This window comes from Mucilaginibacter aquariorum, from assembly GCF_024498135.1.
Lineage (GTDB): Bacteria > Bacteroidota > Bacteroidia > Sphingobacteriales > Sphingobacteriaceae > Mucilaginibacter > Mucilaginibacter aquariorum.
In genome coordinates this window covers 2,397,874-2,423,961 of record NZ_JANHOH010000001.1, presented here as the reverse complement: position 1 = coordinate 2,423,961, position 26,088 = coordinate 2,397,874, and the positions used below count along the sequence as shown (strand labels likewise).

32 protein-coding genes are annotated in these 26,088 nt (G+C 44.3%); 8 read left to right on the top strand and 24 right to left on the bottom strand.

Annotated elements, in window-relative coordinates:
* Positions 1-390: 390 nt before the first annotated feature.
* From NPE20_RS10615 to NPE20_RS10605, 3 genes are all read right to left on the bottom strand, one after another.
* Positions 391-651, bottom strand: coding sequence for a hypothetical protein (locus NPE20_RS10615; protein WP_256538599.1), 261 nt, complete (start codon positions 649-651; stop codon positions 391-393).
* Positions 652-899: 248 nt separating this feature from the next.
* Positions 900-1,271 (bottom strand): cupin domain-containing protein, encoded by a 372-nt coding sequence (locus NPE20_RS10610; RefSeq protein WP_256538598.1) that lies wholly within the window; start codon positions 1,269-1,271, stop codon positions 900-902.
* A 207-nt stretch (positions 1,272-1,478) separates the two neighbouring features.
* On the bottom strand, positions 1,479-1,916 hold the full coding sequence (locus NPE20_RS10605) for a hypothetical protein (protein WP_256538597.1): 438 nt from the start codon (positions 1,914-1,916) through the stop codon (positions 1,479-1,481).
* 540 nt (positions 1,917-2,456) lie between these two features.
* Here NPE20_RS10605 and NPE20_RS10600 point away from each other — a divergent pair.
* The 5 genes from NPE20_RS10600 to NPE20_RS10580 are packed head-to-tail and all read left to right on the top strand — an operon-like array spanning position 2,457 to position 6,172.
* Entirely contained in the window at positions 2,457-3,692 is a 1,236-nt protein-coding gene (locus tag NPE20_RS10600) for a tyrosine-type recombinase/integrase (RefSeq protein ID WP_256538596.1), read from the top strand.
* On the top strand, positions 3,692-4,732 hold the full coding sequence (locus NPE20_RS10595; RefSeq protein WP_256538595.1) for a PDDEXK nuclease domain-containing protein: 1,041 nt from the start codon (positions 3,692-3,694) through the stop codon (positions 4,730-4,732). Before NPE20_RS10600 ends, NPE20_RS10595 begins: the two co-directional genes overlap by 1 nt.
* A 30-nt stretch (positions 4,733-4,762) precedes the next feature.
* Positions 4,763-5,062, top strand: coding sequence for a hypothetical protein (locus NPE20_RS10590; RefSeq protein WP_256538594.1), 300 nt, complete (start codon positions 4,763-4,765; stop codon positions 5,060-5,062).
* A complete protein-coding gene (ku, locus tag NPE20_RS10585) occupies positions 5,059-5,829 on the top strand; it encodes a non-homologous end joining protein Ku (protein WP_256538593.1) in 771 nt (256 codons plus the stop codon). The genes NPE20_RS10590 and ku overlap by 4 nt, the downstream gene beginning before the upstream one ends.
* Positions 5,810-6,172 (top strand): hypothetical protein, encoded by a 363-nt coding sequence (locus NPE20_RS10580; protein ID WP_256538592.1) that lies wholly within the window; start codon positions 5,810-5,812, stop codon positions 6,170-6,172. The genes ku and NPE20_RS10580 overlap by 20 nt, the downstream gene beginning before the upstream one ends.
* Positions 6,173-6,511: 339 nt before the next feature.
* Here the strand turns inward: NPE20_RS10580 and ligD (NPE20_RS10575) are convergent, their stop codons facing one another.
* Genes ligD (NPE20_RS10575) through NPE20_RS10560 form a run of 4 tightly spaced genes read right to left on the bottom strand, consistent with a single transcriptional unit; the run spans position 6,512 to position 12,563 of the window.
* Complete coding sequence (gene ligD, locus NPE20_RS10575) at positions 6,512-9,388, bottom strand: DNA ligase D (RefSeq protein ID WP_256538591.1); 2,877 nt, start codon at positions 9,386-9,388, stop codon at positions 6,512-6,514.
* Positions 9,385-9,675 carry a hypothetical protein gene (locus NPE20_RS10570; RefSeq protein ID WP_256538590.1) on the bottom strand — a complete coding sequence of 97 codons (291 nt, stop codon included), beginning with the start codon at positions 9,673-9,675 and terminating at the stop codon, positions 9,385-9,387. The genes ligD (NPE20_RS10575) and NPE20_RS10570 overlap by 4 nt, the downstream gene beginning before the upstream one ends.
* Entirely contained in the window at positions 9,633-12,329 is a 2,697-nt protein-coding gene (ligD, locus tag NPE20_RS10565; RefSeq protein WP_256538589.1) for a DNA ligase D, read from the bottom strand. Before ligD (NPE20_RS10565) ends, NPE20_RS10570 begins: the two co-directional genes overlap by 43 nt.
* A 9-nt stretch (positions 12,330-12,338) precedes the next feature.
* On the bottom strand, positions 12,339-12,563 hold the full coding sequence (locus NPE20_RS10560) for a hypothetical protein (protein WP_256538588.1): 225 nt from the start codon (positions 12,561-12,563) through the stop codon (positions 12,339-12,341).
* 209 nt (positions 12,564-12,772) lie between these two features.
* On the opposite strand from NPE20_RS10560, the gene NPE20_RS10555 reads away from it, so the two are divergent.
* Positions 12,773-13,033, top strand: coding sequence for an XRE family transcriptional regulator (locus tag NPE20_RS10555; protein ID WP_256538587.1), 261 nt, complete (start codon positions 12,773-12,775; stop codon positions 13,031-13,033).
* A gap of 243 nt (positions 13,034-13,276) precedes the next feature.
* On the opposite strand, the gene NPE20_RS10550 is transcribed toward NPE20_RS10555, so the two are convergent.
* From NPE20_RS10550 to NPE20_RS10490, 13 genes are read right to left on the bottom strand one after another with little or no spacing between them, the layout of a single operon-like run.
* Entirely contained in the window at positions 13,277-13,639 is a 363-nt protein-coding gene (locus NPE20_RS10550; protein ID WP_256538586.1) for a DUF2493 domain-containing protein, read from the bottom strand.
* Positions 13,639-14,079: a macro domain-containing protein gene (locus NPE20_RS10545; RefSeq protein WP_256538585.1), complete on the bottom strand. Its 441-nt coding sequence runs from the start codon at positions 14,077-14,079 to the stop codon at positions 13,639-13,641. Before NPE20_RS10545 ends, NPE20_RS10550 begins: the two co-directional genes overlap by 1 nt.
* A gap of 23 nt (positions 14,080-14,102) precedes the next feature.
* Positions 14,103-14,303 (bottom strand): hypothetical protein, encoded by a 201-nt coding sequence (locus tag NPE20_RS10540; RefSeq protein WP_256538584.1) that lies wholly within the window; start codon positions 14,301-14,303, stop codon positions 14,103-14,105.
* Positions 14,304-14,313: 10 nt separating this feature from the next.
* A complete protein-coding gene (locus tag NPE20_RS10535; protein WP_256538583.1) occupies positions 14,314-15,138 on the bottom strand; it encodes a PRTRC system ThiF family protein in 825 nt (274 codons plus the stop codon).
* A complete protein-coding gene (locus NPE20_RS10530; protein WP_256538582.1) occupies positions 15,135-15,860 on the bottom strand; it encodes a PRTRC system protein B in 726 nt (241 codons plus the stop codon). The genes NPE20_RS10535 and NPE20_RS10530 overlap by 4 nt, the downstream gene beginning before the upstream one ends.
* Positions 15,841-16,770, bottom strand: coding sequence for a hypothetical protein (locus NPE20_RS10525; RefSeq protein WP_256538581.1), 930 nt, complete (start codon positions 16,768-16,770; stop codon positions 15,841-15,843). Before NPE20_RS10525 ends, NPE20_RS10530 begins: the two co-directional genes overlap by 20 nt.
* Positions 16,771-16,826: 56 nt before the next feature.
* Positions 16,827-17,003 carry a hypothetical protein gene (locus tag NPE20_RS10520; protein ID WP_256538580.1) on the bottom strand — a complete coding sequence of 59 codons (177 nt, stop codon included), beginning with the start codon at positions 17,001-17,003 and terminating at the stop codon, positions 16,827-16,829.
* A 10-nt stretch (positions 17,004-17,013) separates the two neighbouring features.
* Complete coding sequence (locus NPE20_RS10515) at positions 17,014-17,232, bottom strand: PRTRC system protein C (protein ID WP_256538579.1); 219 nt, start codon at positions 17,230-17,232, stop codon at positions 17,014-17,016.
* 11 nt (positions 17,233-17,243) lie between these two features.
* Positions 17,244-17,822, bottom strand: coding sequence for a hypothetical protein (locus NPE20_RS10510; protein WP_256538578.1), 579 nt, complete (start codon positions 17,820-17,822; stop codon positions 17,244-17,246).
* A gap of 13 nt (positions 17,823-17,835) precedes the next feature.
* Positions 17,836-18,084 (bottom strand): hypothetical protein, encoded by a 249-nt coding sequence (locus NPE20_RS10505; protein WP_256538577.1) that lies wholly within the window; start codon positions 18,082-18,084, stop codon positions 17,836-17,838.
* Positions 18,085-18,088: 4 nt separating this feature from the next.
* Positions 18,089-18,466, bottom strand: coding sequence for a hypothetical protein (locus NPE20_RS10500; protein WP_256538576.1), 378 nt, complete (start codon positions 18,464-18,466; stop codon positions 18,089-18,091).
* Positions 18,467-18,514: 48 nt separating this feature from the next.
* Positions 18,515-19,585: a DUF932 domain-containing protein gene (locus NPE20_RS10495; protein ID WP_256538575.1), complete on the bottom strand. Its 1,071-nt coding sequence runs from the start codon at positions 19,583-19,585 to the stop codon at positions 18,515-18,517.
* Positions 19,586-19,643: 58 nt separating this feature from the next.
* Positions 19,644-20,039 carry a single-stranded DNA-binding protein gene (locus tag NPE20_RS10490; protein WP_256538574.1) on the bottom strand — a complete coding sequence of 132 codons (396 nt, stop codon included), beginning with the start codon at positions 20,037-20,039 and terminating at the stop codon, positions 19,644-19,646.
* Between the two features lie 660 nt (positions 20,040-20,699).
* Here NPE20_RS10490 and NPE20_RS10485 point away from each other — a divergent pair.
* Positions 20,700-20,861: a hypothetical protein gene (locus tag NPE20_RS10485; RefSeq protein ID WP_256538573.1), complete on the top strand. Its 162-nt coding sequence runs from the start codon at positions 20,700-20,702 to the stop codon at positions 20,859-20,861.
* A gap of 228 nt (positions 20,862-21,089) precedes the next feature.
* The gene (gene pdxR / locus NPE20_RS10480) at positions 21,090-22,580 is read left to right on the top strand and encodes a MocR-like pyridoxine biosynthesis transcription factor PdxR (RefSeq protein WP_256538572.1); all 1,491 of its coding nucleotides are present in this window, start codon (positions 21,090-21,092) and stop codon (positions 22,578-22,580) included.
* A 93-nt stretch (positions 22,581-22,673) separates the two neighbouring features.
* Here pdxR and NPE20_RS10475 read toward each other — a convergent pair whose 3' ends face one another.
* The 4 genes from NPE20_RS10475 to NPE20_RS10460 form a co-directional block, all read right to left on the bottom strand.
* The gene (locus tag NPE20_RS10475) at positions 22,674-23,120 is read right to left on the bottom strand and encodes a DoxX family membrane protein (RefSeq protein ID WP_256538571.1); all 447 of its coding nucleotides are present in this window, start codon (positions 23,118-23,120) and stop codon (positions 22,674-22,676) included.
* A 109-nt stretch (positions 23,121-23,229) separates the two neighbouring features.
* Positions 23,230-23,826 carry a hypothetical protein gene (locus NPE20_RS10470; protein ID WP_256538570.1) on the bottom strand — a complete coding sequence of 199 codons (597 nt, stop codon included), beginning with the start codon at positions 23,824-23,826 and terminating at the stop codon, positions 23,230-23,232.
* Positions 23,827-24,212: 386 nt separating this feature from the next.
* Positions 24,213-25,298 carry an MFS transporter gene (locus tag NPE20_RS10465; RefSeq protein WP_256538569.1) on the bottom strand — a complete coding sequence of 362 codons (1,086 nt, stop codon included), beginning with the start codon at positions 25,296-25,298 and terminating at the stop codon, positions 24,213-24,215.
* 335 nt (positions 25,299-25,633) lie between these two features.
* Positions 25,634-26,068 carry a carboxymuconolactone decarboxylase family protein gene (locus NPE20_RS10460; protein WP_256538568.1) on the bottom strand — a complete coding sequence of 145 codons (435 nt, stop codon included), beginning with the start codon at positions 26,066-26,068 and terminating at the stop codon, positions 25,634-25,636.
* Positions 26,069-26,088 lie beyond the last annotated feature (20 nt).

Sequence of the window (26,088 nt, the reverse complement as noted above, 5' to 3'; positions counted from 1 at the left end):
TTTTTTAGATAGATATTGTAGATATATATGATCGATCAGGCGGCTGATAACTGTTGTTGTACAGCCGCCTGTTTGTTGCTTGGTGAAAACAGATTCCTTTCACTGAAAGACCTAAGATCTTCCATTAATAAGTTTTTTAACTCGTTATCAAAACTGGTAAGTAATTTACTTGTTGCAGGTTTTATAAGCTTTCATAGAATGATGTTTAATGTTGTGAGTTTTTGATAGGTGTATGCTATCGCTACGTTAAGCAGCTTGTTTTTTTGATTTAAGTGCTTTTAAATCACTCATTAAAAGGTTCATTAACTCTTTATCGAAACGATTTACTAATTTGCTGGTAGCTGGTTTTTGATAAGTTTTCATATTCAATATTTTAAGTTTTTAATTTTATTATTCTTTGTTGTTCTCTTCGTTCTCCTTCTCCTGGTTCTCGCTAAGGTTGTCATGTCTGCGTTTTGCTTCTTTATACTGCCTTGCAAGCTGCTCCCTATCCCGTTCATCGGATGTTTTTTCGGGCGCTTGTGGGTTTTCCCACTCTTTCTCTTCGCCCGCTTTTTCAGTTTTCTTGTCTATTGACATTTTAACCCCCGTTTGATAAGTACTATTCCAATTCAATGCCAAACTTTTCATCTGCATGAAAAAAAATGACATTTGGTATGAGATATTTTTACATTCACTTGGGAAACAGGGGCTTTTACACCTTTTTTTGGTGTGGTGTAATATGCTTATTGTATTAAAAATCGGTATGGCGTGTTGCAAAGAGTAGTCATTTTGTTAGCGATATTAAAATGAAGTGTCCGTTTTCAGACAGTGCATTGTCTGTTTTGCCGGTTACACTGTACGGATAATTGCTACAATTCTAAAGTAGTGTTAGGGGAAACCTATCGAAATCATCTTATTTATAATTCCGGCTCTTCGTCTGGGATAAAGTTTACTTGTTGCGATGGGTCAAATACTACGTAGATGCGTTTCCATGGTTCATCGTCTATTAGTTTCCACTTGTGGGCGCTGCCCGTGGTATCCATAGCAATTAATAAATCGCCGGGTTTTATAATAAATGTTTCGCCGGGGTGTGTTTCAAATTCCAGCGTGCCCGATAAGGTTATTACATATTGATCGGCGGGAGCGTTGTGCCAATCGTAAAAAGAGTGTGGTGGCGATTCCTGGAACCGTATAGACGATGCCTGGCTAAATATACCCTCAGTAACTGTTCCTGTTTGTATATGCGAATGCCCGTCAGCGCCGGTATATAATTTATAAGCTTTGATCATTTGCTTTATTCGTTGTGTATTGAACAACGGCTAAGCTAATAATGTGCCCGAATTATTACAGCTATCTTAATGTAAATAAATCTATATACTGCGTTTTGATAAGATTGAATTGCAATTCCATACCGGGATCAAAATAAGCCCAGTCAGTTCCATCGGCCCTCTTGACATTTTTGACAAACCGGATATTCGGGTATAAATTGATACATATTACAATATGATTTCTGACGGCTGACCGAACACTTCCCAGCGGTTTTGATAAAAAGACATTTGCAGCAATTTTTTGTAATCAAGGTAAGCCCTTTTATTGCCAGCCTTTGGTGTGTCCTTAAACAGGGTCAAAGTCTCACTTCCTTTTAATATAAAAAACTCGGGTTTCCGCTCGGGGTGATCAACGTGAAGGTTTACCAAAACATAATAGTGATCCGGAAAAACTTTTGTTTTATCGATGTTCCAGCAGATGGAACGGGTTGCCTGGATGCTTTTAACCTGAATCGCATAAACAGCCTGATCTTTTTGGATAAGAAGGTCAACTGATTTCGTATTTCCAAAAGTTACTGTTACGTTATAGCCGAAGCGTGAGAGCTCACCGGCTACATAAAATTCTCCTGCTATCCCGGATTGGTTCTTTTCTAGTTTAACTGACATGATAAGGTTTAAAGGTTAAAACTATAAAATCTAAAATAACAAACGATAAGGCTGATGGAAAAAGGCATTTAAAACCGGATTATTTCGGGTTTGCCGGGTTCGAGCCAATGAGAAAAAGATTATAAATATTTAATCTCTCTGAAAAGGTGGTTATGAAGTGAAGCTATTTTAATAAAACCTTATTTAATTTTTGTTTTATACTCTTATAACAGTACTGACATTTGCATCCTTTCATTCTTTTTCAATTTAGGTGATAGGCTTGTGTACAAATTGTGTGCACGTAAATAAAAAAAGCCACTTACAATTTTAAGTAAGTGGCTGATTATAAATGTGGAGAATATCGGAGTCGAACCGATGACCTCTTGCATGCCATAAAGTTAAATACCCTATTCAAATAGTTTCAAATACTCGCAAATCATTTGTTTATCAATTAGTTACGAAAATTTATTTTTCAATTTATTTCATAAATAGCTTGATTTTTCCGACTTTAGTATTACCTAAGTATTACCTGGAAATACTCAGGTAATAAAAGGAAAAGTGATGGAAGTATTAAAAAAAGTGGTACTGTGGACTTACAAACCCCCTGTTAACGGTGAATACGAGATCCGCATAAGGCTCACCCTTTACAAAGAGCAAAAGTATTTTAACGTCGGATTCTCTTCTTCCATTGAGAACTGGGATTATGAAACAGACGGACCTGCAATAACATCTCCTGCTTACAAAGCAATATCTCGTAAGATAGAGGATTATCTGGATGACGTAGATTTTGAAGTCAAATTGATGAAGAAAAACGGTCACGAATTTATATCATTACCGGACCTGATTGCCAAAGTAAAAAAATCCGACAAGCCTGTTGTTCCCGCAAAATTATATGCTTTCACAGACAGCATTATTGCGGAATTAAATGCGAATGACAAAATTGGTTATGCCAATACTTTTCGTGATGTTAAGGATTATGTTTTGAAACATGCTTTTGGTGGAAAGGACAAATCCTTTGTGAACTTCAGCAAATCCGATTTTGCCGGATTGGAAAAATACATGATCGATCGGAACCTGAAAGAGACGTCGATGAGCGCTTATTTGCGTACGTTTTATAGGATATGGAATATGGCTCAAAAAGCAGGAATGTGTCCAAAAGATCATCATCCAAATAAGACTATAAAATTTAAGGCGTATAAAAGGTACAAGACAGCCAAACGCGCAATAAAAGCTTCTGATATCAATCTTATTGAAAGCTATGAAGCCGACTACGGCTCGCGTGAATACCGAAATCAACAGATCTTTCTCTTTAGTTATTACTGTCGGGGAATAAACTTTAACGACATTGTTAAGTTGAAAGAATCTAATTTCAATGGTGATATTGTGAAATACAGGCGAAGCAAAAATGGTCGTTTTTACGATTTTAAGCTTCACAGCAAGGCGAAAGCAATCGTAGATATGTTTAGAAATTACCCACTTCAAAGTGATGGCGGATATGTATTTCCAATTTTAAAGGCCGAACATGATACTGCATCTAAAATAGATGCGCGTATCGACAGTGCATTAAAAGATTTGAATGAAGATTTAAAGACCATTAAAGATGCGAAAAACATTGACCGCCATGTAACTTCCTATGTAGCTCGCCACTCATTTGCTACTAATTTAAAACATAAGAAAGTCGATGTAAGCATTATCCAGGAAGCAATGGGCCACGAAACGGAAGAAATGACCCGGACTTATTTAGAAGAATATGATGATGAGTTGGTATCTAGCAGTATTGAGGAAGCATTAAGCTAATGGAGAACGAAAAAAACTATCTATCGTTTTTAGGCAAGTTAAAAAACGATATTGAGCAGGCAAGGCTGAAAGCTGTATTAACTGTGAACGAACAGTTGCTTGAATTATATTGGAAGATCGGGAATAACATTCTCATTCAACAGAATGCTGAAGGTTGGGGAACAAAGATTATAGATAAACTGTCGGCTGATCTTAAGAGTTCTTTTCCTGACATGAGCGGTATTTCGCCAAGGAATTTAAAGTATATGCGAGCCTTCGCCGATGCCTATCCTGAATTTGTGCAAGTGCCGCTTGCACAAATTAAAAATAGTGATGCAATTGTGCAAGTGCCACTTGCACAATTGCCCTGGTACCATCATATCACTTTACTGGATAAGGTAAAAAACAAGGAAGAACGCATTTTTTATATTAAACAAGCTGTACAATTTGGCTGGAGCCGGAACCTATTGGTAAACCAGATAGAGAACGATCTGTACAGCAGAAAAGGAAAGGCGGTGACCAATTTTTCGGCTACACTTCCGCCAATACAAAGTGATCTTGCAAAAGAAATTTTTAAAGACCCATATAAGTTTGACTTTCTAAATTTGGCAGAAAATCATTTTGAAAGAGAATTGGAGGATGGCCTCGTTGGCCACATGACGAAATTTCTCCTTGAACTTGGCAATGGTTTTAGTTATGTTGGCAGACAATATCCGTTACAGATCGGAGGCGAAGATTATTATATTGATCTTTTATTCTATCATTTAAGGCTTAGATGCTTTGTAGTGATAGAGCTGAAAGCCGGAAAGTTCATTCCCGAATATGCAGGAAAGTTAAACTTCTACTTAAATGCTGTAGACGGGATGTTAAAGCATCAGCATGACCAGCCGACCATAGGTATACTGATATGCAAAGAGAAAAATAAGATTGTAGCTGAGTATGCTTTAAAAGGACTGGAGAAACCAATAGGAATTTCTGAATACCATCTGACAAAGGCCATTCCCACAGATTTGAAAGATAGTTTGCCTTCAATTGCCGACATTGAAAAGAATCTCCTTTGATCAGCGAATGCGATGATACTATGATAAACAATGCCGAAATCAAATGGTTATATGGTTATGGAAAATTACGCGATCACGATCAGCAAGGACAAGAAAGTACATCATTTCGAGGTGGGCGAATATCCCCACCATAATGAGGAGCAATGTAAATATAAAGTGTTTGAGAACGGCGTTTACGTAGCGAGTTTTGAGCCGGACGCACAGGATTTTTTGCATATCTGCCAGAACCCGGGCGAGGTGGATAAGGAGATCCTGCACCTGTTGGCTGACAAGATCGAGGGTCACCACCCGCACGGCATCAATGACAACATTAGAAAATTAAAGCTATGAGAAGTATCTGGACAGGCTCCATCGGTTTCGGCCTGGTGAGCATCCCCATCAAATTATTCTCAGCGGTGCAGGAAACAAGACTTGACCTGGACATGCTGGACAGCCGCGACCACGCGCATATTAAATTCCAGCGGGTCAATGAAAACACGAAAAAGGAAGTGCCTTATGATAAGATCGTTAAAGGTTATAAATACGATGATGACTATGTAATTATAGAGGATGCCGATTTTGAAGCAGCCGCGCCGGAAAAAACGAAAGTCATTGAGATCGAAAGTTTCGTGGATGTCGCTTCGGTGAACCCGATGTATTATGAAACATCTTATTATACAGAACCGGCTACTAAAAACAACAAAGCTTACGCGCTATTACTGGCAGCGCTGAAGAAATCAGGCAAGGCAGGCCTCGCGCGTTTTGTCCTGCGGAGTACCGAAAGTCTTTGTATTGTTCATCCCGTTGACAAAGCTATCGTGGTGACCCGCATTCGTTTTGCACAGCAGATACGCGAACAGGATGAACTCAAGCTCGATGATAACATTAAAGTAAGTGATAAAGAACTAAAAATGGGTCTTGCGCTGATTGACCAGTATGCAGAGCCGCTGGATCTTTCAAAATATAAGGACGAATTTCATACAGAGCTGATGAATATCATTGAGCAAAAAGCCAAAGGTAAGCGTCCGACCATTAAAAAGCTTAAACCGGTAAAAGCTAAAGGCGACGATCTTTACGATCAGCTGATGAGCAGTTTAAATGCTAAGAAAGGGGCATGATATGATGAACCCTGTACAAACGAGCATCCCCCAGGCAGATGGCAGCGATCGCTATGTAATTATTGAGCCAATAATTGAAAAGGATGGTCAGCGCGGCTTGCGTTCGACCGGCGTATACAAAATATACAAAGACGCGTTAGATGACGAGACGCATCTGTTCACGGAACCGGAGGAATTCGCTGAGGTAAACGATGAGTTACCTGATGAGCAAAACCCTGACTATCTGGGCAAGTTTATTTTTGAGAGTGGCTGCCTCAGGCAATTTGAAGGTCAGGTATTAAGTCTTGCGGAGCAGGCTTATCTGGCGGTTTTTATCGAAGCTTACCAGGAACCGGATCTGTAAGGATTTATTTAGGCAGGCGTATCATTTCTTAACAAGCTCAATTTCACTTGGGTCTGCCTTCAAAGCTTCCGCTACAATTCGTTGCCGTTCTTTCATGTCTGCTAAAGGAATGGTTCGGCATATTCAACCCAATTATGCCGCGATAACCCATAAGTTATGTAATCCTCAAAAATTTCGTTATTGTCAGGGTAATCGTACCAGGTAGTGATTCGCTTATAGTAAACTTTTTGCATGGAACAAATTAACGATTTTGGTAAATTATGTCCTAGCAAATTAACAATTTTACTAATATCAAGAATGGCCCTGCAAATTCATATAATCATGGCAATACCGATGGATTTAAAATGCGCTTTGTGCTTTTTGAATAACTGCCATAAGGTCTATTCCTTCGCCTAATACGCCTTTGAACAAGTCACCGGTTTCTTTTAACCGCTGGATGGCGTTATGTATGGTAAAGTCTTTCATTGTCAGTCCGGGTTTTACTTCGTCCCAGGTGAGCGGCATGGAAACCGTTGCGCCGGGTTTGGGCCGCAGGGAATAGACACCGGCGATCGTGGCATCGGGACGATTTTGTAAAAAGTCGAGGTACATTTTACCGCCCCGATTTTTAACCATTCGTTCAAGGCTGGTGTACTCCGGTATTTGCTTATGCACCAGGCTGACAATGATCTTTGCAAAAAGCTGACTCTGATCATATGTATATTTTGCGCCAAGCGGAATGTAAATGTGCATACCGGTAGAACCTGACGTTTTCGGATAGGCTGTGACGCCGATAGTGTCCAGCACTCTTTTGACTTCCTGTGCGGCGCTGATCACCTGGTCGAAATGCTGCTTGTCGGGGTCAAGGTCGATGACACAGAAATCCGGGTTGCCTGGGGATTGCACGCGGCTGAACCATGGATTGATCTCAATGCACCCCAGTGAAACCATCCATAAAAGGCTTGCCTTATTTGTAGCGACCAAATATTCTTTTTCCTCGCCTTTGTCATTCGTATGCGGCATCGTGGCCATACAATCCGGCACTTTATCCTTCACATTTTTCTGGTAAAAGCTTGGCCCGTGTATGCCGTTCGGAAAACGGTTGAGCGACATGGGGCGGTCTTTAAGGTAAGGTACCATATACTCCGCAACCTGGTCATAATAGTTGAACATATCGCGCTTGGTAATACCATCCTCAGGCCAGTAGACTTTGGAGAGATGATTGAACGTTAAGGGGCAGCCATTGACTTTGACGGTCTGGCTGTCTTTCTCGGGGTCCAGGAAACTGGCTTCGGGTTTGATCGTTTTGTTCATGGCTTTTTTGCGGTTAGTTTTCGTTATGATTAGTTCAGACGTTTCATCCATTTTGGCTACAGTTGCGGTTGTATCGGCAGGAACTTCGATAATGACATCCTTGGGGTTCTTATCGCTTCGCATGCCCTTGAAAGAAGCCTGACGCACTTTGCCGTCGCTGGTGATCTCCGCAATATTCACTTCGCAAACCAGTTCGGGTTTGAGCCAGAACGGCTTGGCGCCGAGCCGGCGCGGGCGGAACTGCGAAGGTTCATCGACATCCGGTTCCACATCAAAGGGGCAGACTTCTGTAATGAGGGGCTCGAACTGGGCCATCATTTCTTTTTGCTTTTTTTCGGACCAGCCGGTGCCGACTTTGCCGATATATCGCAGGACACCCTTTTCGTAAACGCCGATGGCCAGGGCGCTGAATAACTTCTCAGTCCCGGCATTCCGGGTGAAAGCGCCAATGACCACTTCCTGCCTTCGTTCTACTTTAACCTTGAGCCATTCTTTGGAACGGTCACCGGCGGTATAAGCGCTGTCGGCTTTCTTCGCCATAATGCCTTCGATGCCGGCTTTTTCCGCCGCCTGGAAAAACTCGATGCCGTTCACGTCAAAAGCTTTACTTAATTTGATGGTCTCGTCTGCTGGCAGTACCGCCTCCAAAATGGCTTTGCGTTCGGTTAAGGGTAATTCCCTGAGGTCGCGGCCTTCATACCAGAGGATATCAAAAACATTATAGACCAATTGGCCATCCTTGCGCCGCTGCCAATTCTGAATGGCGCTGAAATCGGATTTGCCGTCGGCATTAAGCACGACGATCTCGCCGTCGATGATCGTGTTAGCATTCCATTTGCCTAAAGCGTCCGTTATGGGATGGAACTGGTCAAAGGAAATGTTATTGCGGGAGATCAATTCGGCTTGGTTATTTTCGACGACGGCCAGCGCGCGGTACCCGTCCCATTTGATCTCGTACAGCCAGCCGGGGTCGTCAAAAGGCTCGCGGACCAGCGTCGCCTTCATGGGTTGCGGTTTGGCGGGCATATTTGCCTTGGGAGCGGCTGCTAATAAGGTTTGCCAGTCACCGGTTCCTTTTGGCTGTGCTGTTTGCGTTTCGCGTTGTACTTGCTGTTCCGGCTTTTCGGTATTTTTCTTTTCAGGGAGATTGTTATCGGCCAGTTCGATCCAAACCGGCGCATGGTCGCTCGCATGCTCCCAGCCACGGACGTGCTTATCCACCTCCGCCATTTTTAGTCGTTTGGCGACCGCTTTATTGAGCAGGAAATGGTCCAGCCGCAAACCGGCATTCCTTTCGTAGGCATTACGCATATAGTCCCAGAAAGTATAGATTGGTTCATTGGGATATAAGGTCCTGACGGCGTCGGTCCAGCCCTGGTCGACCAGTTCTCTGTAGGCTTTTTTTATTTCCGGCCGGAACAAAGCATTGTTCACATATTTTTCCGGTTTGTACGTGTCCAGGTCTGTCGGCATGACATTATAGTCTCCGATCAGGATAACGGGCAGCTCCCTGGCCACCAGGTCGCGGGCATGATCGGCGAGCCTTTGAAACCAGCGTAATTTGTAATCGAACTTGGGTCCGGGCCAGGGATTGCCGTTGGGTAGATAAATGCAGGCGATCACAATACCGTCGATAAAGGCTTCGATATAGCGGCTATGGGTAAATTCCTCATCCTCGCCGGGCAGGTCGTCTTGCAGTTCTTTGATCTCGCTTTTGGCGAGAATGGCGACGCCGTTCCAGCTTTTCTGTCCTTTCCAGATTGCGTTATAGCCCACCTCTTTAAGTTTTTGTTCAGGAAATTTGTTTCGCTCGCATTTGAGTTCCTGCAGGCAAACGATATCCGGATTGGCCTCTTCCAGCCAGCGCAGTAATACGTCCAGCCGGGTATTGATGTTATTAATATTGTAAGTCGCGATCTTCATGCCGTCTTATCTTTATTATCCCAGTGGTCTTTAATGATCTTGCCTTGCGCGTCAGTTAAGATATTACGGGTAAAACGTTCACCTTTGATCCTTCCATTCTCGTCTGCCTGGCCAATAAACAGCATCACTGGACGGCCGTGTTCATCGGTTTTAAAAACCAGATGATTTCGTCCGAATTTTAGGCTGACGTATTCGTCCGGCGCGTAGGTCTTGTTTAAGACCTTTAGTAGTTCGGCGCCAATTTTCATAATAAGCCCTTTAAAATCTTCGAATTGGAACTGCGCCATTTTACATTTCGCAGGTTTTCAAAAAGATCGCCTTTTTTTTCCAGGCGCTCCGGCAGGCTATCCATGGTAAATTTGCCGGGATCTAAGTTGTCTTTCACCTCTTTCCAGTTCAGCGGGGTGGAAACGGTCGGATGCTTGTAGGGTCGGACAGAATAAGAAGCAGCTAGCGTATCGGCGTAATCATTCTGACTGGGATCGACGAAGAGTTTTTCGCCCCGATGGCTGATGGTGACCTCGGTCGTGGCGATATCAGGTATTTGTTGTGCGATCTTGTCGCAGAGTTTTTCAGCTAATGTCCTTGCCTGAGGGTAATTAAAACCCTGGCAAGGCAGGAACAGGTGCATGCCGGTTTTACCGGAGGTTTTGACCACGCTTTGCAGCTTGGACTGGTCGAATATCTTTTTAGCTGCCTGCGCCGTTTTGATGGCCTTGCCGAAGTCTCCATCGGACGGATCGAGATCAATGCTGATAAAGTCCGGCTCCAGTGGGTTATTGATAGTTGAGCTCCAGGGGTTCAGGTCGATATTGCCCAAATTGATGAGATAGAGGAGCGCGGCTTCGTTATTGCAGACGGCATAATCGATCCGGTCGCGTTTGCCTCTCTTTTTATGCCGTCGCTGATCGCTGAATATATCGAGGTAATCGGGCTGCCTGCCATCCATGTCTTTGATATAAAAGCCGGGGGCGTTGGCACCGTCCTGCTTGATGTGCAGGGATAGTGGGCGATCCTTCAGGTGCGGCAGGATATAAGCGGAGATCTGGTGGTAATAGGTGATCAGCCGGGCCTTGGTGATGCCGCGCCAGAGTTCCTGCCCGATATTATTCATGGTGACCGTCTGGCCGGCAAATTCAAACTCCCGTTCGGAATTGATCTTTTTACCTTCGATCTTCGGCCAGTTGCTGTCCGCATCGGTTGTTGTTGCCTTTGATTGGGTTATTTCAATTGCTGCTGGTTCATCCGCTTTGATCGCTTCTTCCTGCGCATCGCTGAGCGGCACTTCTCTTACAACCTGATCGGCTTTTTTGTCCTTACGGAAGCCGAGGAAAGTAGCGGGTTTGCGGATGCGGCCGGTCTTGGTCCAGGTAGCGAATTCAAAATTGGCCACCAGCTCAGGTTTGACCCAATGCGTCTTCGCGCCCTTGGTGTCCAGCACTTTGTTGACAAAAGGCGATTTATCACGCTCCAGGTTTTGTAACTGGGCCAGGATGCCTGGCATTTCGCTTTGTTTGTAGCCGCCCCCCGAGCGGCCGATCCATTCGAATTCGCTGTTGGCGTTGTAAGCGCCAAATAAAAGCGAGCGGAAGGCACGTGATTTATCGGATTCGGCCCAGCCGCCAATCACAAATTCCTGCCGCTTGCGGGTGGGCGTTTTCAGCCAGCGGTTGTCGCGGGCGTCCGGAACGTACTCACTGTCCTTACGCTTCGCGACGATGCCCTCCAGGTCTAGGTCGAGCGCCTGCTGGTACAAAGCTTCACCGTCGTCGAATGACGTACTAAAGCGGAGTACCTCATTATCCCGGGTGAGTTCTTCCAGGATGGCTTTGCGTTCAGTTAATGCCAGGTGCATTAAACTGTAGCCATCGAGCCAAAGGATATCGAATACGCAATAATTGATGGGCGTCTCATGACCGTTAAAGGTTTGAAGCGCATCAAAATCGGGTTTCCCGTCCTCATTGAATACGACCACTTCCCCGTCCAATACGGCATCATGGCCCAGTTCCTTCAGGGCTTTGGCTACCGGCGGGTATTTTTTGGTATAATCGAGCGCACTTCGGGAATCCATGCGGACCTTTTTCTTTTCGGTGTAGGAAATGATGCGGTAGCCGTCCCATTTTACCTCATAGAGGTAGCCTTCGTCCGGCACAACCTCTTTGGTCAGGGTGCAAAGCATAGGTTTGACGGATTTGGGCATGGCTTTTTTGATGCCCTGCTTTTTGAGGTCGTTTATATTCCTTTGCGGTTCCGGCTCCGCTGGCTTGTCTTTGGTGGCCACCTTTTGTTCGCGGCTGCTGTTCCAGATCTCAGCGCCTTCCTTTTCGGCCATCTGTTCGATGGTCAGTTTGGATTTGACGGATTTGTCTTTTTTCAGGATATCTTCTTTTGTGGCGTACCGGTCATCTGCTTTGATGAGCCGCCAGCCGCCTTCGTATTTGTCTTCTTTAAATTTGATGAGGATAAAATCGCCCTTGAGTTTATGGCCGTGCAGCGTGATCTTCAGGGCGTTCTTGTAATAATTGGACATCATCCAATGTTCTTTGGCTGCTTTATCTTTTAACTTATCATCTACTGCAGGTTCGTACCATCCCTCATCCCAGACGATCACTGTACCGCCGCCGTACTGGCCTTGAGGAATAATGCCTTCAAAATCCTTGTAATCATAGGGATGATCTTCGACAGGCATGGCCAAACGCCGCTCTTCGGGGTCCATGGAAGGCCCCCGAGGCACAGCCCAGCTTTTCAGAACGCCTTTAACCTCCAGGCGGAAATCGTAATGTAAATGGGAGGCGTCATGCTTTTGAACGACAAACAACAGCTTATCCGTACCCGGTTGTCCTCCGGCAGGTTCCGCGGTCTTTTTAAAATTCCGCTTAGCTTTGTATTGTTCCAATTCCGCCATAGACAGCAAAGCCCCTTTCGGGGCTGCATTTAGCATTCGTTGATCTTATTTTTTTAAGTTTTTTTCCACTGCGCTTCGCTGATTGCTGCCTGCGGATTTTTTTGCAGATTCAACTTTCTCAGCGCTGGTTCCGGTTTTCCTTGCTTCGTAATTTAATTCATGTGGTTGCTCTGATACAGAGTTTCTCTCCACTTTAGATCCTCTTGTTGCCATAGTGTTATTTTTAGATGTACCTGATAAACAATGCACACAACAGATGGTTTTAACCATTAACTAAAGAATTATCCTTCTAAAAACAATAGCCAGGCGATTCATTCTGAAATAGAAAAGTCCCGAACGCTCGCCGCCGGGACTTCTCAAGCTAAACCTTATCACAAAAGCGGCAGAGTCCGCTCAGGTATCAAATCTAAAAAATGTTCATAAAAGAAACCGCATTAAAGGAGTACCGGAAGTCCGAGCCATAAACTAATTTGCCCGCTATGATTTCAAACCAGCTTAACATCATTGAAGGCAATGACCCCGAGGTCGATGCGCTTAAAAAATTGGGTAACCGAATTAAAACTTTAAGGCTGAAGGGTGGTCATGACCATTACGAAAAATTTGCTTACAGAAATAATATAGGAAGGATACTGCTGCGCCGGGCGGAGCTTGGCGGCAACATCAATTATAAAAATCTCCTCAGGATCATTAAGGCTTTAGGCGTAACGCCGGCAGAATTTTTTAGTGAAGGCTTTGATTAAGGCCGTAATCTGCTCATCTCCGATAAGCATACTGCCGACAATTAGTTGTATACAAGGCAATCCTGTAAACAATAGCGATGACGAAAGCTATCGCGAAAGCAATCGATAAAACAATTTAAGAAAATCAAGAATAACCAAAATATCGTCGGCAATGGACCGCCCCGTGTTTTCAGCCAAAGCATTGACCCTACGAAAACACGGGGCGAAACGGGGCGGGCGAATGCCCGCCCGCCGGGCGATTTATCAATAGTGAATTACACGTAAGGGGATGCCTTTCGCAGTTGCTAAATCTATCATGTGTTTAGTCCCTTTGGATTTACCGTTCCAAAAACATATACACGCATCGGCATAGGTCGCCATTTCCGAATTGCGGACGTAACCTGCTGATTTTCCAATTTGCCAATCAGCGGGAAATTCTTTGACTGCAAAGCCGTTGGCTTTAGCATATTGCTCTCCCAACGTATCGGCTCCCTTAGCCTTACCCGATACGATCTCTATGGTGTGAGAAAAGCGTTTGGACGATAACATGACATCGGCCTTTTTTTGTAGTAACTGGTAATCTGAAAAATCCCTGCCACCTGCTATAATTAACCGGAAGATTTCCATCAGACCGCCCCTTTCTTTTGAGGTTCATAAACCCATATGGCCATATCGGGTTCGCTCAAATGGCGCTCGATCATTGGCTTTACCTTTAACCAATCCAAACCACCGTTTCCACAGCCCAATGCAGGCATAGCCAAGCTTTTTATAGGGTTTTCTTTAAGATACGCCAGTAAAGCGATTAGCCCGCTTTCCACATATTCATAAGTAGAGGGCATTTTCCAGTGTTGTTTTGTCGGCAGGTTAATAATAAGTCTTTCACCTAAAAGCAGGTCGCTATCCTTTACTGCTAGTATTTTGCCTGTAGTGAATTGACCGCTTTGGCAGGTTTGTTTGTAAACATCAAAGTTATGGGGAAAGGTTTGTTTGAATTGCAGGGCAATCCCTTTTCCCATAACGCCGACCGTGTTGACGGTATTGACCAATGCCTCTGCGCTTGAATCCATTATATTGCCTGTGGTGTACCGTATCATGCCTGTTTCTTTCCCTGTTGTTTTTCGCAGTTCAATGATAATAGTTTTTGATAAATATCTTCCCAATATTTATATAAATACAATTGGTGCGGGGACGGATTGCTCAGCCTGTAATGCCGGTAATCATCAGCCTGCATTAGCGCCAAAGCCAAATCCGCCACTGCTATTTCTTTTCCGTCTAAATCTTTAATTTTCATGGGCTGCTGATTAGGCCACCTTGAGTGGTATTGTCCTGAAATCTCTGAGGTTGAGAAAAAATCCCCTGTTCAATAATATGCCTTCCCTGAATAGCTGCCATAATAATGATGCCCCTAAATTGGCGAGTGTCGAATTAATAAATAAATCCTGTTTGGTCAGGGCTTCGGCCAAAGAACAGCTTGGAGTGTTGTCATTAGCTTCGGAGTTTTCCAGTAGTTCCTTAAATTCCTCGGTCACCATCGGCAGCCTGCCTTTAAGCGCAAACTTTTTTGATTCGGGCTGCGAAACTTCTGAAACGGTGGAAAGGATTACCTGCCCTGTTTCTTTGCTATTGCCAAAATCCATCCAGTATAAGGGATGGTGATGGGCGTGCATCCTGCTTTTATAAAGTTTGGTCAATATTTCCGCAATCTCAAAACGAGCGGCAACGGTATCGACGCAGGATATGGTCAGTTCAGCAAGCCAGTAATCGGGTTGAGTTTTCAGCGTTTCCTCTGTATATTTTTCAGGTACGGCTTTCCAGTTCGTGCCGAAAAACAGGTTAATGCGGTTTATCAACGCCACGGCCTTATTCTGCCCGATTTCTGCCGAGGTAAAAAGCTGCCTTCCTAAGTTGGCGGGTTCTACCGTATCGTCATCAAACACCCGCACCATGAGGCCCGGATGGTTTAGCGCAATCAGCGCATGGTTCATCCTTGCCAATGCGGTCAGGAACTGGCTGCCAGTTCCCCCTGCACCAATCAGGTTTACGATAATCGGGTTATAAGGCGTTAGTAAGGTTTTTGCTGCGATATGCGCAGCGGGTTTTACCGCTTTCAGTTTCTTGGTTTTCATACAAACAGGTTTTTAAGGGTGTATCTTGTCGGTTTCAGCACTTGGCAGGGAAAAGCCCTGTCGCTGCTTATTTGGGTTTTCCATATTTGGACAATATTTTCGGTTACGGGGTTATGGTCGTTCATCAAATGGCTGAAATAGCTGTTCCAAAAATATTTTTCCCATTGCTCCATAAAATCCTCCAAACGGGTTTCCTGCCCGATGTCAATGCGCACATTACCCATGCACACTTTCCCATCGCAATAGATATTAAAAAACGGGGCATGGTAAAGGATGGTTTTTTCCATAGGTTTTCGGTTGCATTTCATTGCATAAATGGCGAGGCTTTCCCTGTCCGCCCTCCAAATCATTGCAGGAACTTTTCCCCTGCCTGATTTGATGCCGAGGCTGCCCGAAAAGAACAATGGCACCTCCCGTGGTGGTGTGTACCAAACCGCATAACCGCCCTTTTCGGGATTGACATATAGCACCTTATTGGGCATTAACCCTTTGCAGCGCAGGAAACCTGTTTTGAGTTCCTGTGCCGTTTGGAATATCCCGCTCAATGCCAGTGTTTCTTTCACGGTCAGGGGGTGTGCGTTAATCGGGTTACCAAATTTTCCGATGTCGTAACTTTCCACGTAGATGCTGTTATGTTCCGCTTCCTCCGTTTGTTTGTTGTAAATCAGCAGGGCTTTCACAGGCTGGTAGCTGCTGCTGAAATTATTTGTCAGGTTCTTCATAATCCATATCGTTTAGCAGGGCTGTCAGTTCGTTAAGCAACCAAAACAGCCTCGTTTCAAAATCAAAATCATAGTGTACTTTTTCCACCGTGGTATCGTACCACTGAATGGCCATCGGTTCTTCCTGGTAACCCATTTCCTGTAGTTCACTGTTCACCATGTCAAACAGCATTTCGTTCAGGCTGTCCTCACCACTCCAGTAAAAGGAGAGGTAATTTTCCCAATAGATCATGTCCCCGCCATCGGTTTCCACAAGGTCGTAGTGCATCGAAGTCCTGATATTTCTTTGGGGATAATCAACTGCCAGTTTATAGATTTCGGTAACTACCTCGCAAAAACTGCTTTCCCATTTATCCTGTGCTTTAAATTCTTCCAATAGCTGTTGCCAGTCGGTCAAACTTACTGCCTGTTTTATTTCAGGTAGTAAAGCATCTCCCGCTTTTTGCATGACCTTAAAATCATTGAACTGCCTTTGCCGAAACGCTTTGTCCTCATCGTCTTCAATTTCTTCCCCTGCAACTTCTGCTATCCAGTTTTCAAGCGCATCATAGGTGTTGTCCAAATAGCAGGGTTCACGGAAATAGGGAATATCCACAGTATTGTACAGGTAGGAAAAAACCGCCCTTGTCAAATGGTATTGCGCCTGCTGCTTCGGGTTGTTTTTCATTTTCCAAAAGGGGCGCACAGGTATATAGTACAGGCGGTATTGTGTGTCAAAAGTTTTGACGGTCGCCAGTTTGGCGGGCTTGCCCTTATCCTGTAAAAGCATACAGGCTGCGCCATTGAAGTTTCTTCCCGATAACTCGGCCATTACTTTTGCGATATTCTGCGGGAACGGTAAACCTGAAACATCAGGGGCATCCCAATTGTGCAGCCTGCAAAAGTTTTTAAGCGATCCAAAAAATTCCATTTCACTCCGGTTAAAATCGGTGAACGGTAAAGCGTGAAAGCTGCTGAAAGAATGACTTAAAAAACCATTACCGTGCGCTCGGGCGGTGCGCTTCTGAGCACGTTTGCCTGTACCTGCCTTGCATCGGGCAGGCGGTCTAACAGCTGAATGAACTCCCCGAATAACTGATGTAGCTGCCATTGTTTTCCCTCCTCTATGATGGTTAATTTGCGGTCTGATTTTGTCCGTTTCATACACTTGTTTTTAGCCTTTTGTACCCATAGTGCTTTCAAAGCGGTACTGCACCTCATCGTTTTTGATTTCAGGCCCGACAATACGGGCGTTGGTAAGGATGGGGTAAGTACCGGTATAGAAATTAAGTACAGCATCAGGGTTCATGCGGTCGTTGGGGTCGGTCAAACGGACTTCCTGCCCGTTCTCTTTATGGATAAAAATCCTTTCTAAATGCGTGGTCTGTAGCATGGCCTTAGATTTTAAGATTGTTCAAATAATTGTAATGCCTGTTTGTACTGCGCTGCCTTGCGGGTCAGGTCGGCCTTTCTTTTTTCCAGTTCCTCTTTTTTCTCGGGATAATCTTCTACCGATGGCAGAATATTCAGGGCGTCCTCATATTTGCAGGCATCGTTCAGTTCCACCACTTTCCTGATGGCATCGGTATAGGCTTTTTTCTTTTCCTCGGCGCTTATTTTGGGTTCTCCTGCCTCGATTTCGTCGGGGTTGCCATTGGCCTGTTTACCGGGTTGGGGTTTGTTGCCCTGCGTTACCTTTTTATTCGCAGCTTCCACACTTGCAGTTACCGCTTTAATGTTGCTGTAAAGCCCTTTTAAACTTTCCACCTGTGTTACAGTGGCTTCAAAAAATCCCTCGTCCATATCCGTGGCCTTTCCCCGATGAATAAGGGGGACAATCATTTTTGTGGCAGGGTCGTTTGACTTAAATGGTGCGTATAATGCCGATACGGTAAAATCGCCGTTCTCATCGTTTTGGATGCCAATCGTCCAAATGCCGGGGGCGTTCAGCTTGGCGATATTTTCAAAAAAGTTCGTTTTCATGGTTTTCTGTTTTTTAGTGATTGCTATAAATTCCGCAGGCAGTAAGAAACGCACCTGCGAGTATCATCAGGGCTGCTATCATATTGAGCAGGCTTTCTATCAGGGTGGTGATGCGCCAATGCCAAAAAGACTGAAAAAGCTGTAAACCTGTAATGCCCCTGCGGTTAAACCTGCGCCTGCTGATTAGGGTACGGACTACTAAACCTGTAACCATCAGGGCTACCCCGATAATGGTTGTGCTATGATGTATGAGCGTGTTCATGATTTCAGGGATTAAAAAGTAAATCAACTGCTGTTTTAAATTTGGGGTCGCTGAGTTCGCCCTTTTCGGCGTAAGTGGTCAGGCAGTGATTGAGAAACAAAGCCCCGTAACCGTCAAATAACTGGTCGCTGAATACCGCACTGCTTTTTTCCAGTTGCTTATGGTATTGCTTAATTTTTCGGTTGGCTTCCTCCGCTAAAGAGAACCAAAAGTCTACACCGAATAATTGGTTCACCCATACCTTACGCACCTCTTCGGGGTTCTCCCGCATACAGGTGCAAAGCTGTTGGGTATAGGTTAAGAATGCGGGTATCTCGGATAAAAACAGGGCGTGTAAAAGCCTTGCTTTCTGTACATTATTTAATGCTCTTAATGGTTGCATGATTTTAATTTTGAGTTTGAAATAAGGGGGATTGCTCCCCCTTGCTGATTATTTAATTTGGGTTAGCGCATCCATTCCATGACGGGAAAAATCACGGCAAAGGTCAAAGGCTGCCTGCCCCCGTTGTTTGGCTGTACCATCCATGATAGATTTGAATTTGGCCTCACCATCTTTGTAAGTGCGCACATTTTGGAAATAGCCCGTGATGGCATTATAAGCCCCGTAAACAGTGCCTGCGGTAGTGTCCATCTGTTGGGTCGGGCTGCCCAAAGCATATTCGTACACGCTGTCTACGATGTTGGTGTAATTGGTTGATAGCTTATCCAGTAACCCGAGTTCCAGATTGGTTATGGTTTCCCTGTTCGGTGCCATAGCCACCTGTATCAGTTTTTTCACCTGCTTGTCGGTAATTTTAACCTGTGACCAATGGTTAAATATGCCCTCCATTTCTTCGGCCATATTGCCCGAAATACCCATCAGCGTATGCGCCTGTTTCAATCGGTCGTTGGCAGATGCCGTATGCCTGATTTTTATAGCATTGGTATGATTACGCATGGCTGCGTTAAGCGTGTTTTGGCAGACAACACGGACAGGTGTAAATGCTGCGGTGATACTTCCGAAACCATCATGCGAGGTGGTTAGCATGAGGTATTGTTCAATCATATCCTGATGGCCTACCCGAATATAGCCCGGCAGTTTAGCGGTAATAAATATCCGTTCTCCCTTGCCTAAAGCCCCTGCGGTTTCGTATAGAATACCATCCCCGCCACCAACTATGGCGTCAAAAAATTCAAAGGCGTTCACGTTTTGTACGACTTCGTAGTCCTTACCGACTACACCCAAAACTGCGTTGTTATCATTGCGAACAGTTGCGTAAAAATTGGGAACGGTGATTTTAAAAGCTGCTATGCCGGTATCAATTTCCGATAACTCGTTTTCCAGGCTGTTGGTAAACAGCGGGCGTTTTTCTACCGTATAATCCAACCCTGCGTACTGCATCGCCTCCGCACTTGTAGGGTATTGGTCAACGATTTGACCTAAGCCGTGCCAAGCCTTTTCCTTAACGCTAAAAAAGCAGTGGTTTCCTGTTTGTTCGTTATAATTCAGATTGTGTCCCATGATGTTAATTTTTTAAATGAATTGATTGGTCTGTACAATGAATATTTTGTTATGGTGGTTAAAAGGGCAGGTCGTCATCATCACTACCTGCGTTTGCACCCTGTTTCTTTTCGGCTTTCTGTGCAGGCTTGTCTGCATTATCTGCTGTAGCCCCACCGATGAAAATGATACGGGATACATTCAGCGTAATAGCTGCGTGTGAATTACCGTCTTTGTCATTCCATGCCCTTGCCCCAAGGCGACCGAACAACTGCACCACCAAACCTTTTTTCAGGTATTCCCCAACTGCTTCGTTTATCCAGTAAGCGCAATCCACGTAGGTTGTGGTACGCACCGTTTCACCATTCGACCGATAACTGTCATTCATAGCGATTGAGAAATTCACTACTTTTTTGTCCCCGTTAACCACGCTAACTTTAGCGTCTGCGGTTAATCTTCCTGTTAATGTTTCCATTGCGTTTTAAATATTAATGGTTAAAAAATCTGTTACTCAAAGTCCCGATTCGGCTAAAACCCTCATTTGGCCTTTGATAGAGGCAGAATATTTGCGCGGGGGGCTGGCACGCAAGGCTGACGCAAAAAATACGACCCGGAGCGCAGCGGAGGTGTGGAGATTTTTTAGGCGGCACCTGCCTTGGCCTTTCGTGCCGAAGAGGTATAAATTTGCCTCAGCAAAGGCTAAATGAAAGCTTATAAAAACGTAAAAGCAGGCATGGGAAGGCTGTGGAAATAGATCTAACGGAAAATCGATGAAAGTACCTCTGCCGGTGAAAGGCCGACTGCTTTTCCGGCTACCGTTGCCGGACGAGGCACCCGCAGGGCTCGGGTCTGGCCTTTCACGCGGGTCATTCTCAAAAGCGGGGGGCCGGACGTAGTTAAATCAATTATCAGGGCAGAAATGAAAGCAGCGCAACTTTACCTAGCGAAACAACGCGGAGCGCGGTCAACCAGCAAGGCTTGAATGATGCGTTGAAAAGGAAGTGCCGTACAGTTTTTTGCAAAGCAAGTACCTGTACGCTTAATGAAAAAGGATCAGCGATCGCAATTTCACCTATCCGAAAAGATCGGAACGTATGTTTTTGTTAAAGACTAATATTAGCAGAAACAGCAGATTATGCAAAAACTGATCGACCGGGTCACCCCATTTATTCTGGTTGATTCTGTTCCTCCGTCACATGGTTTTGTGGACGAAGAAGGTGACGTCGGTAACGTGATCGAGTTGATTCTTTATAAGATCATTCCTTCTCAGAAATCGGGACGTTTTGAGCAACGGTGATCAATAAACGGCGCTCAATCGCGGCTAAAAGTTCGTCCTGCCATACTTTCGAAGAGCAAATCCTTTCCTCATATAGCGGCCCTTAGATTCCCCTTCTGGGGTACTAATTGTTTTGTAACTGGGCCATTATCTTAATCCAGAAAACAAATACCTTGGCATAACTATTCTGCTATACGACTTTTTTATGTAATGGCAAAATGACAACAATCACCCTGTAATATATATGCCATGTTGCCTTATAAAACGCTGATAAAGCTAAACCGTAAATCAGGTGTTGCGCTTTATGTTCAATTATGCAGCAGCTTCATTAGCCTAATTACTGACGGAACTCATCAGCCTACAGATGTGTTGCCCAGTTCGCGGATATTGGGCCAGCTATTAGGTATAAACCGCAACACAGCAAAAATGGCCTATGAAGAATTGATATCCCAGGGTTGGGCCGAATCCATCCCGCGCAAAGGCATTTTCGTACTAGCCAAGTTACCGGTTTTGTCGAGAAAAAAAATAATGGCTTTGGATGGTGTTTACTATTCAAAGGGGCCGGCTTTCGCATGGAATAACCCGTTCGAGGAGAAATTGGTCAGCAAGAATGTGCAAAAAACCTTCTTGGCGATTGATGAGGGATTTCCAGATGTAAGGTTGACACCAGTAGATCTCTTGATGCGGGAATACCGAAGTATTTCAAAGAAAATTCAGGGAAAGAACTTTTTAAGATATGGGTTCCCGCAAGGCTCGGAACGTCTCCGCAATGCGCTTTGCCGGTATCTTTCAGAAACAAGGGGCTTAACCGTACAGCCGGAAAATATCCTTATCACCAAGGGTAGCCAAATGGGTATCTATCTGTCTGCACAATTATTGACCACGAAATATGACACAATCGCTGTGGGGGATTTAAATTACCGATCCGCTGATGAGATCTTCAAATATGCCGGCGCGCGGTTGCTGAGGATTCCGATTGATGATCAGGGCATGAACGTGGATATCCTTGAGGAAGCTTTAAAACATAAATCTATCAAAGCTGTATACCTGATCCCGCATCATCATTTTCCTACCACGGTGACCATGAGTATGGAGCGAAGGCTTAAGTTGTTGAACCTAGCCAAAACATACCGCTTCGCGATCATTGAGGACGATTACGATTTTGATTTTCACTATGATAACAAACCTTTTGTCCCCTTAGCTAGTATTGACCATAATCACAATGTGATCTATATCGGTTCGATCAGTAAAACATTTGCGCCGGCGCTACGCATGGGATTCTTGATTGCTGAACCTGGTTTTGTTACAGCGGCATGTTCCCTAAGACAGCTGATCGACAAGCAGGGCGATTCATTGCTGGAAGAAGCATTTTCTTTACTTTATGAAAATGGCGAAATGGAAAGGCATTTCCGTAAATCACTAAGGATCTATAAGGAACGTAGAGATTTGTTTTGTCAAATATTGCAATCAAATTTTAAGGATGTAATTTCCTTTAAGAAACCTGAAGGTGGGTTAGCCGTATGGTCAATTTTCGATAACAGTATCGATTTAAAGCACCTTTCCAAAAAGCTTGGAGATAAAGGGTTAAGGATTGCGGACGGAACTTTCTATCATAATGAGAGTGTAATACCCAATGGTCTACGGCTTGGTTTTGCTTCATTAACCGAAAAAGAGATTGAACAAGTACTGGATTTGTTAAGACTGGCTCTTGATCATTGTAACGACCACAAGCGGCAATAGCAATTGGACATCACCCCATAAAAATCGAGCGAACAAGCGAACCGCTCCTTCGCCCGATGAGTTAATTGCTGACCAATCCTTTCGGAATGCTCTTCAGCCTGATTTTTTCGCTAATAGCCGGTCAATACTCCATTCGTAATTAGGAACACGGGCAAGGAGGAAACCAGCGGTCGTAGCGGTAAAAACCCCATAATTGATCGGCTTTTGTATACCAACGGATAATACCATGAACACGATAAACGTCAGCGTGATCAACGAAGCGGCAGCAGAAGCATTTCTCGTCCTGTATCCTATGATTAATAAGATGGCGATGATCAACTCAGTTACGGTGGCAATGCCTCCCAGTATATTAACAACAGGCCTGTCGAATAGGGGCATTAGCGTAGACGTATAGTTGATAAAATTCTGCCAGTTCCCCCATTCAACATTTCCAGTGCCCTTGGGCCCAAGAATACCTAACCTGTCTGAGACAGGTGTTAAAAATGTAATACCCAACGCACATCTCAGGAGCAATTGTGGGATTTTTAATGGATCTTTCATATTCGTTTATTATTTTATTTATCGAAAGTAGCAATCCAACCAAGCTAATAATTGACCCACATTATATATTGTGGATGATCCAGTTAGACATTTCTAAATTATTGTCCGGTTATATTTTTAAACTTACGCCCAGCATAAGCCTTCCGTACCTGGCATCAATATCGTAGGCTGGCATTGCCCATAAAGTGGTTTGAAGCTTAGGGACCAGCCACCTGAAATTTGGTCCCAATCCATGGTAACGCCAAGCAGTGGCACCAAAAGTGAATTGGTCCGTGTACTGGTGGAACAGATTCATTTTATACAGATAATTACTATTACCACTTCCCAATTCGCCTAATAAAAGAAACGTCGTACGATCGCTTCTTGTAAAGAAACTTGCCGTGTATCTCGGCGAATTAGAGGCGTGTTCGATCCCCATACCCGCAGAAACACTGATTTTTTTGGTTGGTGAGTAGGACAAACTGATCAGTGCCTGCCCCCAGGTTTTACGTATAAGTCCAAAGTAAATGATGGAAAATTTATCATTGATGAGCTTTGTGCCGTTATAATCTATGACTGGTTCGAAAGCTCCTCCGGCTCGAAATTTCCCATAGACCTCTAACTGGGCGCGTGCAGGTGTTGCGACATTTAAGAAAAGAAAGCAAAGTAATAGTTTAAAAAAGACGCCCCCGGCGTCCTTTGATATAAGGTTTGAAAGATTGCGCATAATTACATCTGAGATTTAATTGATTGATTTTCAATCTAATTTAAGTAGGTGCCGTCCCCTGATTTTGGTCCAGATTTCAAATTCCTCGTGATCCAGATGACCCTGACGGGCTAATCAACTCAGATAGCAATGAAGCGCAGCATAATTTCGTTGACAAACGAATCAAGTCAATGACTATTAAGGGCAGCTAAAAAAATGCTTAGGAAGTTTAGTAAAAAAAACAGCGGCGTTTTTAAAACGCCGCTGTTCTGTAGTAAACAATTTAATTAAAATACTACCTTATTTATCCTTTCAGTAATTGTTCGCCGCCGCCGGATAAGAGTGGAAGGCAACCAGATAATTAATTGTCAATATTTTGATATAATAGCGTTAACGAGGGAGTATGTTTATGATGCCATTGCGGCATTAACGGTTGCTGCTTCTGCATTCAGGCGAATATTCCTGAACTTGCTAAAGGCGATGAACAGGATGATGACCAACACGACACCTGTTATATTCGCCGCGCCGAGTATGGTTTGCGTGCGGATACCGAATAAATTTACCATACTATAGCAGATCGCTGAGCTGGCAATGTACATGCCGCCTCCGGTAAGGCCGGCAGCTGTACCGGCGTTCTTCGAGAAACGGCCTAAATAGTACCCGTAGACCACGTTAAATATAAAGCCGCCGCTGGTATGAAGTCCAATCGTAAGCGCGGTCATCAGGTAGGTATTGCCGTTGGTGACACCGGATACCAGCATCAGAATGGAAAACAATACGATCGATATAAGGGCAACCGGAACTTTTTTCTGTATGGGCACTTTAATGAGCGCTTTGGCGATAGCACCGCCAAGCATTATTGCAACACCGGATAGTAAAGAACTGTAACCATTCGTTACCGGCGAAAAATGGAATACCCGCTCAATAATAAATGGGCTCGCCATTCCATACATCACCACGAGTCCGTAGCAGGAACCCAGAATGATGAGGCCCAACGCAAAGTCCCTGGTACGCAGCATGTGCCCATAAACGTCCAGGATTGGCTTAGCTTTAAATGGGTGGAAATGTTTAAGCGATTCGCCACTGAACACCAATTCCAGTATAAAAAAGATTACCGCCAAAATACCCAGGAAATAAAAATTAGATTGCCAGCCCCATATACTTTGAAGATATCCGCCTATAAAGGGCGCCAGGATCGGGGCAGTCGACCATATGATCACAAATAAGCTGGTATAATGCTTCAGCTTTTCACCGGAATACACATCGACAAAAAATGCGCGCTTTCCCACTACGATTAATGAAATGGTGATGCCCTGGACATCGCGCATGGCATAAAGCAGATAAATATTAGGAAATAAAGCAATGGAGAAACTGGCAAATGCGAATACGGCAAGTGCGATCAGGCTGGCCCAGTACCGGCCGAAACTATCCAGAATTGCACCCGTAAATAATTGACTGATACCGGAGGTAATAAAAAATAGCACCAAAGACATTGTATTGAGGGAGAGGAAACATGAAGTCCTCCGGCCATTGTGGGCAAGGATGGAATGTAAATGTCCGTTGCAAAGCCGGAAAGGGGAATTAATGCAAAGGCTAGTAACGTACTGATGCCTTTGTTACTTTCTTTAATTGTTTTCATTGTATTAACTTTTTTTTCAGATGTTCTTTTTTGTTTTATAGATTGGACTAAGTCAGAGCTGGAGTCTTATGGCAGTCCTGAAAAGCAGCCCAATATCACATCCGGCGTCAGGAACTGATCTCAACCAAGTTTTACCAAAAAGCCCTCTTGCGAGGGCTTTATCATAATCGTTACTATACAACTAATTTATCATGCAGGAACGAGTTGGGTAGTAATACCTATTCTGTTCCAAACGTTGATCGTGATGATTGCCAAGATCACATCCGCCAGGTATGTTTCGTCCAACACGGCTGCAGCCGCGGCGTAGGTCTCATCTTTTACATGATTGTGGATCAGGGTAACCTCCTCAGTCAGCGCAAGGATCGCACGTTCTTCCGCCGAAAAAAACGGAGTGTCTCTCCAGGCAGTCAGCGCATAAATACGTTGTTCCGTCTCACCGGCCTTGCGCGCCTCTTTAGTATGCATGTCGATGCAAAAAGCACAACCATTGATCTGAGAGGCCCTGATTTTGATCAGATCCTTATGTGTTTTGGTAAGGTTTGTGCTTTCAATAAATTTTTCCATGCCCAACACAGCCTGGTAACCGGCTGGTTCTACTTTGTCAATTTTAATACGTGTTTCCATTTTTCTTAATTTTATCTGAT